Raw genomic sequence first — 16,352 nt, forward strand, 5'->3', positions numbered from 1 at the left:
TGAATGAAGAGCTTTTTTAGTCAAACATAAGTTAGCTATTAAAAGAATATGATGTGTGCTGAAAAGAATAGAGTACATCATTTTTAATTTAGAAGAAAGTTAAGATGCTAGAGATTTGTTGCAAACAAAAACGAATCTTATATGAATACATTAACTATAACCAACCTTACCAAAACATATCCTAACGGAGTTAAAGCATTAAATGGAATAAACTTAAAAATATCGAACGGAATGTTTGGTTTATTAGGAGCTAACGGAGCTGGTAAATCTTCTTTAATGCGTACTATTGCTTCTTTACAAGAACCTTCATCTGGAGAAATTATGTTTAATAATCATGATATTATTAATAAACCAGAGGAAATAAGAAAACACTTAGGATATCTTCCTCAAGAGTTTGGAGTGTATCCTAAAATATCAGCAGAAAAATTGTTAGATCATTTAGCTATTCTGAAAGGAATTACTAATAACTCAGCACGAAAAAAGCAAGTAACTTCTTTATTACAGCAAGTAAACCTTTATCAACACAGAAAAAAAGCAGTACATACATTTTCTGGAGGAATGCGACAACGTTTTGGAATTGCTCAAGCCTTATTAGCAAACCCAAAACTAATTATTGTAGATGAACCAACAGCGGGACTAGATCCTGAAGAGAGTAACCGCTTTTTAAATCTTCTAAGTGAAATAGGAGAGAACGTAATTGTTATTTTATCTACTCACATAGTAGAAGATGTTAGAAACCTATGTACGCAAATGGCAATTTTATCGGAAGGTCAAATCATTTCTCAAGGAAATCCAAAAGAATTAGTTGCAAGTATTCTACATAATATTTGGACAAAAATTATAGCTAAAAACGACCTCGAGCACTACAAAAAGATGTACGAGGTTATTTCAACCAAATTAGTGTCAGGAGAAACACAAATAAGAGTCTTCTCTGAAGCTTCACTATCTAACGGGTTTGAAAGAATCACTCCTAATTTAGAAGACTACTACTTCGCTACATTGTTTCACCATAAAAAAGCCTAATCTATGTTTAAGAAATTATTACAATTTGAAATTTACTATCAGTTAAAACAACGAGCTTTCCCCATATTTGCAATCTTATTTTTAGGTTTAGGGTATTTTACAGGAAGTCAAGGGCATGCTCCTACTGGAGTTAATTTTAATGCTGTTTATCAAGTTTACTTTCATACAGGTCTTTTTACTTTAGGTAGTGTTTTTATAACCATGTTTTTTGCGGTAACAGCTATTATAAGAGATAAGCAGCATAACATGGAAAGCTTAATTTACAGTTCATCCATAAAAAAGAATAATTATTTTTGGAGCCGTTTTTTAGGTACTTTTATTTTTAGTGTTGTTGCTTTTACTCCTTTTGTAATTGGCTATATTTTCGGGAATCATTTTTCTAATTTAGATGCTGAAAGACTAGGAAGCTTTAATGCGTTGAACTACCTACAACCTTGGTTGTATTTAGTGTTACCTAATATTTTTATCTGTACCTCTTTAATATTTTCAGTTAGTACACTTACCAAAAATAGTATTGCCACTTATGCAAGTGCAGTATTTATTTACATGCTGTATTTTGTAAGTTCTATTTTCTTAAACTCGCCATTATTAGCACAATCTGTTCCAGCATCGCCAGAAATGATGTCGGTAGCCGCAATAGCAGATTCTTTTGGTATAGCTGCTTTTTTTGAACAGACTCAATACTGGACTGCGTACCAAAAAAACACACAATTGCTTTCTTTTTCAGGATTATTTTTATTGAATAGAATACTTTGGATAGCATTTTCTACAGGAGTATTGTTACTAACATATAAAGTTTTTTCTTTTAGAATGACTACAAAAAAAGTTAAGAAAGAAAAAGGAATTAAAAATGAGGAAAAACAGGTCATATCATACAAACCTATAAATGGAACATACGGAGTAACAGCACAAATAAAATCATTACTATCTCTCATACGATTAGAATTAAAGAGTGTATTTAAAAGCTTACCTTTTCTAGTAATAGTTGGTATGTGGTTGATTATTGTTTTTTCAGAGTTGTATGCAACTGTTGTTGAAGGAGGTGAATACGGAGTGAGTGTTTATCCACTTACAAATCAATTAATCGAACTGATAACAAGTCCGCTAACTCTTTTTGGATTGATACTACTAATCTTTTACGGCTCAGAGATTGTATGGAGAGAGCATAGTGTAAATTTTAATCTAATAATGGGCGCTACCCCTGTAAAAAACTGGGTGTATTTTGCTGCTAAGTTTATCAGTCTATCATTACTACCAATGTTATTGATAGGATCAGGGGTGTTTATGTGTATAGTTTTTCAAGTAAGCTTAGGTTTTACTGATATTGATTTCAGTATGTACACATCTGTGTTTTATTATTATGGTTTACAATTGGTTATTTATGCTATGCTAGCCATATTTATAAATAGTATTACTAAGAGTAAATATATAGGAATGGGAGCTTTCGGTCTGTTTGTCATAGTTGGTATGAAAGCTAACCTTTTAGGATTAGAACACCCTTTAACAAGTATAGGTTTTATGCCTAGAGTAACTTTTGATGGTATGAATGCTTATGCCAATAATGCTAAGTTATTTAATCATTTAGGTTTGTATTGGTTAAGTATAGGGGTACTATTAATCTTATTGGCTTTTAAGATATGGAACAGAGGAATGGTAAAAGGCTTTTCGTATAAAATAAAGCAACTAAAACAAGGATATAACTTAAGCGAAAAGGTATTGTCTTTAACTTTTCTTTCCCTAGCTATTGGTATGGCAAGCTTGGTCTTTTACAATACAAACTTTGTTGGTGATTATCAAACTGAAAATGATTATTTAAATTTTAGTGAAAATTATGAACGTATGTATAAGCAATATCAAGTGTTAGAAAAGCCGTATCCAACCTCACAAAAAACGGAAGTAGCTATTTTTCCAGAGGAAAGAAAATATACTGTAAAAGCAAATTACATTTTAAAAAATACAAGTAACGAAGCTATATCTAAACTGTTAATAACCGAACGAATCCCTGTGAAGTATATTCATATAGAAAATGCTCTTTTGACTACGAAAGATACAATACACGGAGCGTATGTATTTGAATTTAAAGAAAAACTCCAACCAAATGATTCAGTAGCATATACTTTTACTATTGAAAAAGAGCTAAAAGGGTATGAGGAAGATAAAAGTATTGTTTATGACGGAACGTATATAACGTACAGAAATTTTGAACCTATTATTGGATATGCTTCTGGATATGAAATAGCAGACAGAATTGAGCGTAAAAAAAGAGGATTACCTGAAAGAGAAGAAGAAGATAATTCAGATGTTCATATAGCTCTTGAAGATATTAAAATTGAAAAAGTACAATTTGAAACTATAGTATCTACAAGTAAAGACCAAACAGCTATAAGTTCAGGAGATTTGATAAAGACTTGGTCAGAAAATAATAGAAATTACTACCATTATAAATCTCAAGGGAAAATATTGCCTATGGTAGCTTATTTTTCGGGGAAATATCAAACTCAGAAAACTGAATATAAAGGAATTGCAATAGAGCAGTATTATAATGCTGACCATCATTTTAATATTGGTGAAATAGAAGAGAGTACCAAAGAAACCTTAGCGTATTGTCAAGAAAACTTCGGTTCTTATAACTTTAATCATGTTCGTATAGCAGAAATACCTTCACATTGGTCATTCGGAGGGTATGCGCATCCAGGAGTTATTAGCATGGTGGAAGACCGTTTGTATTTATCAGATGTTCGTGAAGAAAATACATTTAATTTAGTTTCAAAAAGAACAATTCATGAAGTAGCACATCAATGGTGGGGACATACATTAACAGCTAAACCTGTTGCAGGAGGGGCTTTATTTGTAGAAGGATTAGCAAAGTATACTGAAGCTGTAGTAATGGAAAAAATGTATGGTAAACGTGCTTTATACGAATTAGCAGAAGCAGCAAGAAGACGTTATTTCTTCGGAAGAGCTTTTGGCGGAACTCAAGAACCACCAATTTATAAAGTACAGGATGAAGGCTATATATCATATGGAAAAGCATACATAATGTTCATGGCATTGAGAGACTTAATAGGAGAACAGCAAGTAAATAGAGTATTAAAAACTATCACAGACCGATATCGATTTGAAAACTCTCCTAAAGCACATACCATTGAATTATTAGATGAATTATATAAGGAAACTCCTAAAGAAAATCATCATTTGATAGATGATTGGTTTAAAAGGGTAATAACTTATGACTTGGCTGTAGAAAAAAGTACGTACAAACAGCTACCCAATGGTATCTATGAGGTTACTGCAACTATAAAAGCAAAACGAATTGAAACATTAGAAAATGGAGAAACTAAAGAAATAGGGATTAATGAACCTATAAAAATAGGAGCTTTTACAGAGCATCCATCTCTTGTAAAAGATAATAACTCTGTATTGTACTATAAGTCTAAACAATTAAATAAAGAGATTATTGAGATTAGGTTTATAGTAAAAGAAAAGCCTAATTATATAGCTATAGACCCTTATGGAACTAGAAATGATGAAAATTTAAGAGACAATATATTAGAACTTTAATTTTAGTTAAAGTATTTATAAAAAAGACTCAAATGTTAATTATATGACAATCATATTTTTACATTTGAGTTTAAACTTTAACCAAATGACTAAACATATTACGCTATTATTCACTCTAGTTTGCGCCTTTTATTCATTTTCTCAAATACCAGAAAGCAAGGTAACCATAGGAATTAATTATACTATTAAATCAACTATTTTAAATCAGGATAGAGATATTCAGGTTTATTTACCCGATAGTTATACTACTTCAAAAGAAGCATATCCTGTTTTGTATATTTTAGATGGTCAGTGGTTTTTTACCAATGGTGTAGCTATTCAGAAATCATTGAGAACTCCAGGAGCAATTCCTGAAATGATTGTTGTAGGAATAAAAAATGAAAACCCCTTAAGAAGAACTCTTTTCAGTAGTGAAAATAAAAAATTTACCTCTTTTTTAAAAGACGAAGTAATCAAATTTATAGATGATAAATTTAGAACTACAAACGAACGTGTTATTTATGGTTGGGAAGCTGCAGCATATTATATAAGCAAACTAATTTTAGAAGAAAATAATGTATTTCAAGGAGCAATTATAACGGATGGAGGCTATGCTTCTGAAAAGCTAGTTGAAAATTTTAAATCGGATGGTGATGTGTATTTATATATAGCAAATTCTAAAAGAGATATATATTATATAGAATCTACGGAAGAGTTTAATAGAGTATTAAAAAAGCACAACCCTAAAAATTTACTTTGGAAGTATGAGTTATTTAATGATGAGGTACATGAAACAATGCCTCATCTAGCTATGTACAAGGGAATCATGTATTATTATCATAATTACGATTCATTGGTGTTTGAAAGTATTGAAGCCTATGAAAAAGCAGGAGGAATCCCTTACCTAAAATCTTATTTCAAAGAAAGAGCTAAACGTTTTGGAGGTGACGGAAAAATAGATAATAGCACGAAAAACGCATTGATTTGGTTAGCATGGAAACGTGATAATTTTAAATACTTTAGTTTTTTTATGGAAGAGTTTAAAGATGTTTTAGAAACCAATAGATATAAAAGTGCATATTGGCAAAACAGACTAGGGCAGTTTTATTTAAAATATAAAGACTATAAAAATGCTAGTAAGTATTTTGAAAGAGGTATAAATGACTATCCAAACTCTCAATTTGAAGAAGTTATGAAAGAAGGCTTACAAAAAGCAAAGAGTAAATTGTAAATGAACCTTATAAAATTTTAAATGCCTCAAATATGAGGCATTTTTTTGCGTTAAACATTTAAAAAATCTTTCAATTCTTGATAGGAACTAATTTTTGTAGCTCTCTTTTGTCGATCTATTACCGAAGCTATTTGCAAAGGAATTTCAATATCTACATTTAAAACATCTTCCACAACATCTAAAAACTTAACAGGATGGGCTGTTTCTAAGAAAATTCCATAGGCATTCAGTAAATCATACTTTTTCAATCCTAAATACCCAACAGCTCCGTGCGGATCGGCAATATAATTTGAATTTTGATAGATTTTTTTCATGGCTTCACGAGTTTCATCATCAGAAAAAGAAAAAGATGAAAAAGCGTTTTTTAAAACCTCTAAATCATTGTTGAATAATTTTTGGATTCTAATAAAATTACTTGGATTCCCAACATCCATCGCATTCGATATGGTTGCTTTAGAAGGCTTTGGTTGATAATCTCCACTTTGTAAGTAATTAGGAACGGTATCGTTTACATTGGTAGCAGCTACAAAATGTTTAATAGGCAATCCTAATTTTTGCGCCATAATACCTGCACAAATGTTTCCAAAGTTTCCACTTGGAACCGAAAAAACTACTTCTTTATGTTTTTTATAAACTTGCTTATAGGCAAAGAAGAAATAAAACATTTGAGGTAACCAACGAGCAACATTTATGGAGTTTGCTGAGGTTAACGTACAATTAATTTCTGCATCTAAAAAAGCAGTTTTCACCATGTCTTGACAATCGTCAAAAACACCATTTACTTCTAAAGCAGTAATATTTTGTCCTAAGGTTGTTAATTGCTTTTCTTGAATATCACTTACTTTTCCGCTAGGGTAGAGGATGACCACATCTACACCTTTAACCCCTAAGAAACCATTAGCAACAGCTCCTCCAGTATCACCAGAAGTAGCAACTAAAACTGTAACCTGTTGGTCTTTATCACGGTTAAAATAACCTAAACAACGAGCCATAAAACGAGCGCCTACATCTTTAAAAGCCATGGTTGGTCCATGAAATAATTCTAATGTACCAATGTTTTCTTCAATCGGTACTACAGGAAACTCAAAATTGATGGTTTCTTTAATGATTTCTTGTAAAACTTCCTTAGGAATTTCATCTCCTACAAATTGTTGAATGGCTTCGTAAGCAATTTCTTCATTAGAATATTCACCAATATTATCAATAAATTCTTTTGATAGTGGCGTAATGTTTTCAGGAAAATACAATCCTCTATCAGGAGCTAATCCGTTAACTACAGCTTCTTCAAAGCTAACTTTGGGTGATGTATGATTGAGACTATAATAGTTCATAATTTCATATTTAGTGTTGTTCTAAAATTTTAATTCCTTCTGTGTTGATTTTTGAAAGAATCATGTTAAAATCAATTTGTTTGTCTTGATAAGTGTTTTGAATGGTTTTGTAAACATTCTCAGCAGTTGCATCGCCTTTACACAAAGCAAAAATAGTTGGACCTGAACCTGAAATTCCTGCTCCTAAAGCACCAGCTTTTAAAGCCTCCTTTTTCACTAAATCAAAATGAGGAATTAGTTTTTTTCTAGCAGGTTCAACAATGATATCGGTTAGTGAATCTGAGATTAATTGATAATCATTGGTATGTAATCCACTAATTAAACCACCAACATTCGCCCATTGTGTAACCGCGTCTTTTAAAGGAACTTCCTTAGGCAATACCTCTCTCGCATCTTTTGTTTTTACTTCAACCTGTGGGTGAATAGCAACTACTCTTAAATCTGCAGGAACAGGGATTTTTACAATACTCAATGGTTCGTAACTGCGTACCAATGTGAATCCTCCGTAAATAGCTGCAGAAGCATTATCTGCAATAGGCGTTCCGCAAGTTGCTTCTTCTCCTAACATAGCAAATTGCGTCAATTCAAGAGGGGAGAAGATGCCTCCTAACAGCTGATTTACACCAAACGCTGCTCCCGCAGCACTGGCAGCACTACTTCCTAAACCACTTCCTGGAGTATATCCTTTGTGAATGGTAATATTGATACCAAAATCAACAGGATGTTTTTCTAGCATAGCTAGTGCAACCACTCCCGCAGCATTTGTTTGTGTGTCTAGAGGTAAATCAGCCCCTGTTATTTTGGTTATTTTGACACCTTTTGTATCCGTTTTGGAAAAAGTCATAGTATCTCCAACCGTTTCGAGTGCTAAACCTAAAGCATCAAATCCGCAGGAAACATTGGCAACGGTTGCAGGTGAAAATATTTTTATATAGTTCATTTTTTTGCAATTAAGAACAAGTCGGTATCACCACCTTCTTGATATAGTTTGGTGTAATTTTCTAAAATTTTGAATTCTTGTGCTTCTAGAGCTTCAATTAAATATGTTGGTTCATGATAATGGATAAACATCGAATTTTTTCCATCTGAACTAGTAGTTATACGAGAATCTTTTTCGTAATTTCCAATCATGGTACTGATGTACAGTAATCCGTTTGGAGGTAACATAATAGCAGCATCTTTTATAAGTTTTAAAACATCCTCTTTCGTTAAATATGGAAAACAAAATCCGAAGATAATGACATCAAAACCTTGATGTAAACTGTTAATTTCTCTACAATCCATCACTTTAAAGGAAGCATTTGGATTGTTTTGTTTTGCCAAAGACACCATGTTTTCAGCAGCATCAACTCCTAACACGGAAAGTTTAGGATTGTGGTTTAAAAGATAGTTGGTAATCTTTCCAAAACCACAAGCTGCATCCAACACATTCTTATGAGTTGGTTTCATATGTTTTAGAAGTAAGTCATAACTGTGATTATATACTGTATCATTAGCAAATTTATCTTGATACTTTTGAGCTACGGTATTGTAGATTTGTATGATATTTTGATAACGTTTTTCCATAGACTATTGATTTCCAATTCGTATCACGTCAGCAAAAATTCCAGAAGCAGTTACTTCAGCACCTGCACCAGCTCCTTTTATTTGTAAAGGATTTACAGGATATCTATCTGTAAAAAACAACACGATATTGTCACTACCTTCTAAATTATAAAAAGGATGGTCAAACGGAATGTGTTGCAAGCCTACACTCGCTTTTCCATTGTTAAATTCAGCTACATATTTTAAGCGGCAATCTTTATCAGCTGCTTCTTTATATATTTGTTGAAAATGACTCTCAAATTCAGTTAATGAAGCATAAAAATCTTCATTATTTGTAGTTTTCAAACTCTTTTTAGGCAAAAACGCATTGTTTTCGATGTCTGAAAGTTCTAATTCATAACCACTTTCACGTGCAAGAATTAATATTTTTCTGGCCACATCTACACCACTTAAATCAATTTTCGGATCTGGTTCAGTATATCCTTGTTCTTGTGCTTGTTGTACAACATCGTGAAATGAAATATTCTTATTAAAGTTGTTGAATACAAAATTTAACGACCCTGATAACACGGCTTGTATTTTATGTACTCGGTCACCAGAAGCAATTAAGTTTTTAAGCGTATCAATAATAGGTAAACCAGCACCTACGTTGGTTTCAAATAAAAAAGGTGCATTGAACTTATGAGAGATGTGCTTTAATTTTTTGTAATTGTTCAGTTCAGAAGCACAGGCAATTTTATTACACGTAACCACCCCTATATTATTGGCTAAATAATGCTCATACACTTCAGAAACTTGTTGATTAGCAGTATTGTCAATAAAAACTGAATTACGAAGGTTTAATGTTTTTATTCTTTGGAAAAAAAGCTCTAAAGAACTTGCTTCTCCGTTTTGTAATTGTTCTTTCCATGATTTTAAACTGATACCACTTTCATCAAAAACCATTTGTTTAGAATTGGAAATTCCTACAACACGTATATTCAGTTTCAATTGTTCTTTTAAGTACTTTTTCTGCTGATGGATTTGTGCTAAAAAGCGTTCACCCACATTTCCTACCCCCGTAACAAACAAGTTTAACTGCTTAACTTTCTCCTCAAAGAACTGTTCGTGCAGGGTATTCAATGCTTTTTTGGCATCTGAACTATTGATAACAGCAGAAATATTTTTTTCCGAAGCACCTTGGGCAATAGCGCGAATATTTACGTTGTTTTTGCCTAAAGAACTAAACATTTGACCACTCAACCCTTGATGATTTCTCATTTTATCACCTACCAAAGCAATAATTGCCAATCCTTGTTCTACAATAATCGGATCTATTTTATGACGCTCTATTTCTATAGCGAAAGCTTCATTAATTTTTAAAGCTGCTTTTTCGGCATCTTCATCATAAATCCCTACACAGATAGAGTGTTCAGAAGAAGCTTGTGTAATAAGCACCACATTAATATTGTGTGCAGATAGTGTTTCAAATAAACGTTTAGAAATGCCAGAAACGCCCACCATACCACTACCTTCTAAAGTTAGCAACGTGATATTTTCTATATGAGAAATTCCTTTTACAGGCTTCCCATTTTCTGTAATTTTAGAAATGAGTGTTCCTACATTTTCAGGGTCAAAAGTATTTTTTATTCGAATCGGAATTTCTTTTTCTAACACAGGTTGAATCGTAGGAGGGTAGATAACTTTAGCTCCGAAATGAGACAATTCCATGGCTTCTTGATACGAGATATGTGGAATAGGAAATGCCTGTTTTACTAGATGCGGATTTGCCGTGTACATACCACTAACATCTGTCCATATTTGTAATTCATCTGCACTTACAGCAGCGGCATAAATAGCCGCAGAATAATCGGATCCTCCACGTCCTAAGGTAGTTGATTTTCCTTCTTTTGTACGAGCAATAAATCCTGGTAATAGCGTTACTTGGTGCTTGTTAGTTGAAAAATAGGCTTTACAATTAGCATTGGTTAGTTGAAAATCTACCTGTGCTTTATCAAAATCATTAGAAGTACTAATTAATTCTCTACTGTCTTTATATACTACATCGAGTTCTTTACTAGCTATACTTGCAATGATATATGAGGATAATAACTCTCCAAAACAACTAATGGTCGCTAATGTTTTAGGAGTAATTTCATTTAGTAAAAAGCAACCTTCTAACAAGGTTTTTAGTTGTTTAAACAGTGAAGTAATATGAGTTTTAACTTCTTCTTGCTGATTTTTAGGTACTAACTCATGAATTACTTCAAAGTGTAATTGTTCTACTTCTTTGAAGTTTTCAAGATAATTAACATTGTTTTGAGCAGCTTGTTCTGCCGATGCAATGAGTTTATTAGTGGTTTTTCCAAATGCAGAAACCACTACAATGAGTTGGTTGTTTATTGAAGCATTGGCAATAATTTCTACTACTTTTTCTATGTTTTGAGGGTTGGCTACTGAGGAACCACCAAATTTTAAAACGTTCATTTTAAAATGAATAATAAATTAAAAATAAGATTTTTTAAGCTATTTATCTGTTTTCAAGTCTTTTGAAAAAATAAATATATACGGAATGATGATATGTATAGAAATAACCCCTAAAGGGTTGTAGTAGTAATTGTAGTTGTTGTGCCAACAAAAGAAGCCGTAATACTTACAGCTGGAATAGAGATAATATGTCTTTTGTTGTTAAACATTAAGCCAAATGTATAAATTATGTTCTAAAAAACAAGAAAAGTTGTTGTTTTTTTGTGAATACCCTTTTTGATAGTTTATAGAATACAGCTATATTGCGAAAAGTAAAAAGAATAAAATTGCTAAATATTGCTGCTTATCCTGCTGATAAGAGGATATAATGGTAAGTTTATTCTGGATGTAAACTAATCAGTTAACATTTAAAAAATGGATACCCTTAACATAATATTGACAATACTTTCATCAATAGTTTTACTTCTAGCCATTGTATTCGAGGGTAAATTGAAACTAGAGAAAAAGAAAAAGAAAAAAGTTTCTATAAAAGACTTCTTTGCTGAGATTAAAAAAATCTCACTCTTTGGATGGATTTTAATAATACTAATGTTGGTTCTTAATGCAGGCAATAGCTTTATTTCTGCTAGAAATGATGAAATTAGTAATGAACAGTATGCTACAGATACAATTCATTTTAAAACAATTATTGAAAAGCTAGAAAATAAAAGACAAAACGATAGTACAAGAATAAAAGAATTAGAGAATGTTTTAAAAGTTAATGGACAAAAAAGCGATTCAATAAAAGTACAATTAGTAGATAATGCTATAAAAGCTTTAAAAGAACAAAAAGCGGCAATCGAAAATGAAAGAGAAAATATTTTTATTCATATGAAAAATGAAGTTAAAGACAATCTTCGGAAAATTTATCTCAACTTTAGAAAAGATCATATATTAGGATTTATTGATACACCTTTTTTCGTGTCAACAAGATTAAATAATGTTTACATAAATAAATATCAATCATTTTCGACAAGTCCCATAATAATTGATCATTTAATGGAAACATCAGAATCAATAAGTTTTGTAAACAAGTATGCTGAGTTCTGTTCAATTAAAAATGAAGAAATAAATGGTAGAAAAACAAATATCAATATGTTTTTAAAGAATGTTAAAACAAGTGAGAATTATTTAATTTCTATTTACCGAAGAATTAATAATCTAAAATCTTACAAACAATATGAGAAAATAGATTTTTCCAGAGAAACTAAAGAACTTGACCTTGATTCACTAAAAGTAATTTTGCAGAATGATCATTATTACAAAACTAGTTCAATAAAAAAATAAAAACCTAATAAGATATAACCGCAAATACGGCAGATTCGACTATGTCCGAATCCACTCGGAATTGCTAATATCTGTTCCAAACCCAAAAACAAAGTAAATTTAAATTGTAATGAACATATGATAAAAAAGTATTGAATAAATTTTAGACTTAATGTCAACAACAAAACTTTGAGTTTTTTAGTAGAATTTATGAAGTCAACATTAATTATTTTGTTTTTTCTTTTTAATGTAGTGATAGATGTAATGAAAAGGCAGTGATAGAAAAGCTCCGATAGTCGAAGCTACTCCTAAATACAATAACAAAATAATAAACTCACCTAAGCCTGTACAAAAACTACATTTACCAGAGATATATTTTTCATGCCATATAATTATAGCAATGATATCAAAGAAAACAATACCATATATCACATGTGTACAACCAAAATTATCACTTTTTTTATTCATGTTAATTTTTTTTCTCTTTTTCGGAATATGATTTATACTCAGGTAATTCTTTGTAATTTTTAGGTCGTATGGCATAAAAACCAGCAAAGGATTTATCAGGATAAGTTTGTCTAGGTAATTGTTCTATAAAAAAAACTTCGTCGCTACCACCTAATTCTTTAGGTATTTGATATATATTCATATCAGCATTAAACCCCATGGCACCATAACGTCTAAATTTTAAGATGTCACCTTGTGGTAAATGTAATTCGAACATGTAATAACCAGAAGAAAAACTAATAGGGTTTAAACCACTACTTTTTTGCTTGTCCATTTCTACATATTCTGCTAATTGTAGGGTTTTGTTTTCTAATAAGTTATCAAAGACCTCAGGAATTTTCACCATACGTACTTCTTCAGGGGTTATTTTGGGAGGGTATTTTTCATATACCTTGGTATCAAAGGTTTCTGGGGTAAATAGTTTTTTATCATATGAAAATTTATACCAATTATTTTCTACTTTCATATAGTAACTCCAAGAAGATTCGTAAACATAAGAAGCTTTGTTATACAATTCATCGAATTTTATTAACCAACTTTTTAAATCTCTTTTTTCACTATAGGTTAAAGGGTCAATGTAGTTTTGTTCTTCATCATTTCCATTTATCAACCAATTGTTATAATTATCCATATGCCACATAGTACCATCTGTTAAGGTTTCATATAGCTGTCCTTCATCCAAAATATTTCCAAAAACATCAAGCTTAAGCCTTTTATATTTAAAGTTTTGTAGTTTTTCATTTTTACCGATTAAAGACACTAAATATTGTTTTTTTTCAAAAAACATTTCATATACTACTGTGTTAGATTCTAATATTTTTAGCACCTCATAGTTTTCTGAGCCTTTATGTTGGTGTAAATCTTGATATTCTATATATTCTTTTTCCATTTTTTGTATAGCCTTTTTCTTTTTTAAATAATTACAACTAGTTAGCAAAAGCAAACAAATAACACTAATTTTTATTTTTACTTTCATCATATAATTTAGATTCATAACTTTTCTTTTTGTGTACGTATGCTTTGATAACATTATTTATATACTCTGTGTCAGCAATAGAAGAATCGATAAGCTTTTTAATTAACTTTGTTTCCACTTCTGTTTTTTCTTGTTCTCTTTTTTGTTCTTCTGTTAGTTCTGAACCATCCTTATTATTCTTATATACCATTCTATAGAACTTATCTTTTCCAGCATTCTTTATACGTTCAAATATAGAAGTATTACCGTACTGATCATTAAAACTACCACTTTTATCTTGTAATAATTTTGTGTGTAAAACATGTCCTACAGGAGCAAAGTGAGCATATAAATCAGCACTTTGTAAGGGAGCGTATTGTAGTAGCATATTTTGATAAGTTACATAGGCTAAATTGTATAGAATGATAGCATACTTTTCGTCGCTAGAATAGCTCCACTTACGAGTTAGGTGTTTAGGTATCTTAATAGTAGTTTTAAAATGTCCTTCAAATAAATTTATAAGGTTAGTTTTGATCGTTTTATTTTTATAACTAGCAATTAGTTTTTTATATAACGCTATTTTTTTATGATTGTTTTCTATAAATGTATAGATTCCAATTAAAAGATCACCAACAGCATCTGCGACAAACTTATGGTTAGTGTACTTTTGGTAGTTTGATTTAGCTAGTTTAAAGGCATTCATAGCTACTCCCCAGCGTATGGCTACTCTACTATAACCCTTCCAATGTACACCATGCATTTGTTGGTTTACAGTGGGGGAGTCTAATTTTTCTAAAGCATCGTAATCGTAACGTTCTTCAGCTACATAAGGAGGAACAACTACATATCCGCTTTCGGCTCCATACATAGATAAATCAATGATTTTTTTATTTTGTTGTGTTTGGTAATAAGAGGGAATACTATCTTGTTTATGAAAATATTCAGCACTAAATAACGTTTTATCCCTTTTAGGATGACAGGCACTTTTTATTTCTGGTATATCTCCATCTATAGTTACTAAATCACCTCTGTCGTTTGGAAAAGTAAATTGTACAGCCCTACTTTTATAAGCGTTCCAATCGTAACAAATAGCTTTTACATGTTCAAATAAACCTCGTTTGTTAAAAACTTTTTTATATTTAGGACTATATAATTCAGAAATAGCACTTAAAAATTTATGTCCGCTATCTTCATTTTCTCCCCTAAGTACAGCATTTTTGTAAACCATGTACTCTTGCGTTTTTTTCTTAATAAGACTATTGTAGTTTTTTCCATACAATCCTTTAGGTTGATGCACTCCTAAAAAAATGGTATTTATGGCTACTTTTTTCCATCCCATTTCGTTAGCATATTTAATAATACCTAGTTTTACACCTGCTGCCATACACGCACCTTGACTATGACCAACAATAGTTACGGGTTTATAATGCGGAGAATAGCTTTCTATTTGTGGAGATTCCCCTTTTTTCGCATCAACTTTTTCTTTTTTTATAAGCAACCAATTATGGCGAGCCCATTCATAACCTAATGCAATACCGTGATCAACTCTATGCGCTCCGCTACTACCTAACCCATGAGAGCCGTTTATGTAATGTACTCTACCTTCTGCATTAAAATATTTAGCATAGGTTTCTGTAGCTTTGTAATCATTAGCGATATCGTTCCAGTAACCATAATACTTACTTTCGGGAGTTTTAAAAATTAACGTATTAGGGTTTCTAAACTTTTCTTCAACTATTTTTCTAAATTTACTTTTGTGTAGGTCTTTTTCACGTTGTTCGGCAGTATAATAATCATCATGGTCAGTACGTTTGTATTCATTAGTATTTTCACCTCTTGAGGTAAACCAACCTGGTTTATCAGGATTTAAATCCATTATAGCATTCCAGTGTGATTCGCTGTTTGTTTTAAAGTCACTTAAATAACCATTTATAAAAATAATTTCACCTTGTAGTTTTGGAAGCTTTTTTTCTTCTGTTTCTTGTTGCTCAGCAAGTTCTTTTATTTTTTGTTGATTAGCTTCAGCTTGTTTGAGCATTTTTGTATTACCAGTAAAAGCAGCACCAATTCTGTCTTTAAAACTAATATCAGGAAATGGAATTTGATCAATAGGCATTACTACAGTTGATTGCGGTGAGCTACTACTAACAAGAACATTACTCTCTCCAGCAGTAATAGTTCCTCCATGTGCAGTCATATCACCTATACACACTATGGGTTTACCATTGGCAAGAATACTTGGATTTCCTGTGACTATAGTATCTATACCTGCATTACATGTGCACATGCTGCCAATGGTTGCCACAGGTTTACCGTTAATTAAAATATTTTGTTCTCCTTTAGTAACAGGTCCTCCAACATGAGGTGTAGACCCACTATACATTGGGCATTGATGATTACTACCTAGAGTTGCAACTGGTTTTTTAGACATAGCTTTTTATTTTTTTGC

Annotated in this window: 11 protein-coding genes; 4 read left to right on the plus strand and 7 right to left on the minus strand. The window is 31.4% G+C overall.

Annotated features, from left to right (window positions below; all coding sequences use genetic code 11):
• Nucleotides 1-141: 141 nt before the first annotated feature.
• The 3 genes from LCI24_RS07295 to LCI24_RS07305 all read left to right on the plus strand — a co-directional run bounded on the left by LCI24_RS07295 (nucleotide 142) and on the right by LCI24_RS07305 (nucleotide 5,794).
• Nucleotides 142-1,023 carry an ABC transporter ATP-binding protein gene (locus LCI24_RS07295; protein ID WP_274639784.1) on the plus strand — a complete coding sequence of 294 codons (882 nt, stop codon included), beginning with the start codon at nucleotides 142-144 and terminating at the stop codon, nucleotides 1,021-1,023.
• Between the two features lie 3 nt (nucleotides 1,024-1,026).
• Nucleotides 1,027-4,584 carry an ABC transporter permease/M1 family aminopeptidase gene (locus LCI24_RS07300; RefSeq protein WP_274639785.1) on the plus strand — a complete coding sequence of 1,186 codons (3,558 nt, stop codon included), beginning with the start codon at nucleotides 1,027-1,029 and terminating at the stop codon, nucleotides 4,582-4,584.
• 85 nt (nucleotides 4,585-4,669) lie between these two features.
• Complete coding sequence (locus LCI24_RS07305) at nucleotides 4,670-5,794, plus strand: alpha/beta hydrolase-fold protein (protein WP_274639786.1); 1,125 nt, start codon at nucleotides 4,670-4,672, stop codon at nucleotides 5,792-5,794.
• Between the two features lie 50 nt (nucleotides 5,795-5,844).
• On the opposite strand, the gene thrC is transcribed toward LCI24_RS07305, so the two are convergent.
• The 4 genes from thrC to thrA are packed head-to-tail and all read right to left on the minus strand — an operon-like array spanning nucleotide 5,845 to nucleotide 11,136.
• Nucleotides 5,845-7,125, minus strand: a complete 1,281-nt coding sequence (gene thrC, locus LCI24_RS07310) for a threonine synthase (protein WP_274639787.1) — start codon at nucleotides 7,123-7,125, stop codon at nucleotides 5,845-5,847.
• Nucleotides 7,126-7,135: 10 nt separating this feature from the next.
• Nucleotides 7,136-8,065 carry a homoserine kinase gene (locus LCI24_RS07315; RefSeq protein ID WP_274639788.1) on the minus strand — a complete coding sequence of 310 codons (930 nt, stop codon included), beginning with the start codon at nucleotides 8,063-8,065 and terminating at the stop codon, nucleotides 7,136-7,138.
• Nucleotides 8,062-8,691: a class I SAM-dependent methyltransferase gene (locus LCI24_RS07320; RefSeq protein ID WP_274639789.1), complete on the minus strand. Its 630-nt coding sequence runs from the start codon at nucleotides 8,689-8,691 to the stop codon at nucleotides 8,062-8,064. Before LCI24_RS07320 ends, LCI24_RS07315 begins: the two co-directional genes overlap by 4 nt.
• Nucleotides 8,692-8,694: 3 nt before the next feature.
• Entirely contained in the window at nucleotides 8,695-11,136 is a 2,442-nt protein-coding gene (gene thrA / locus LCI24_RS07325; RefSeq protein WP_274639790.1) for a bifunctional aspartate kinase/homoserine dehydrogenase I, read from the minus strand.
• 489 nt (nucleotides 11,137-11,625) lie between these two features.
• Between thrA and LCI24_RS07330 the strand changes: the two genes are divergently transcribed.
• The gene (locus LCI24_RS07330) at nucleotides 11,626-12,462 is read left to right on the plus strand and encodes a hypothetical protein (protein ID WP_274639791.1); all 837 of its coding nucleotides are present in this window, start codon (nucleotides 11,626-11,628) and stop codon (nucleotides 12,460-12,462) included.
• Between the two features lie 201 nt (nucleotides 12,463-12,663).
• Here LCI24_RS07330 and LCI24_RS07335 read toward each other — a convergent pair whose 3' ends face one another.
• The 3 genes from LCI24_RS07335 to LCI24_RS07345 form a co-directional block, all read right to left on the minus strand.
• The gene (locus tag LCI24_RS07335; protein ID WP_274639792.1) at nucleotides 12,664-12,909 is read right to left on the minus strand and encodes a hypothetical protein; all 246 of its coding nucleotides are present in this window, start codon (nucleotides 12,907-12,909) and stop codon (nucleotides 12,664-12,666) included.
• Between the two features lies 1 nt (nucleotide 12,910).
• On the minus strand, nucleotides 12,911-13,837 hold the full coding sequence (locus LCI24_RS07340) for a hypothetical protein (RefSeq protein ID WP_274639793.1): 927 nt from the start codon (nucleotides 13,835-13,837) through the stop codon (nucleotides 12,911-12,913).
• Between the two features lie 64 nt (nucleotides 13,838-13,901).
• A complete protein-coding gene (locus tag LCI24_RS07345) occupies nucleotides 13,902-16,334 on the minus strand; it encodes a PAAR domain-containing protein (protein ID WP_274639794.1) in 2,433 nt (810 codons plus the stop codon).
• Between the last annotated feature and the right edge of the window lie 18 nt (nucleotides 16,335-16,352).

Origin of the sequence: Tenacibaculum larymnensis, from assembly GCF_028829235.1 — a bacterium.
In the GTDB taxonomy this organism is placed as follows: domain Bacteria; phylum Bacteroidota; class Bacteroidia; order Flavobacteriales; family Flavobacteriaceae; genus Polaribacter; species Polaribacter larymnensis.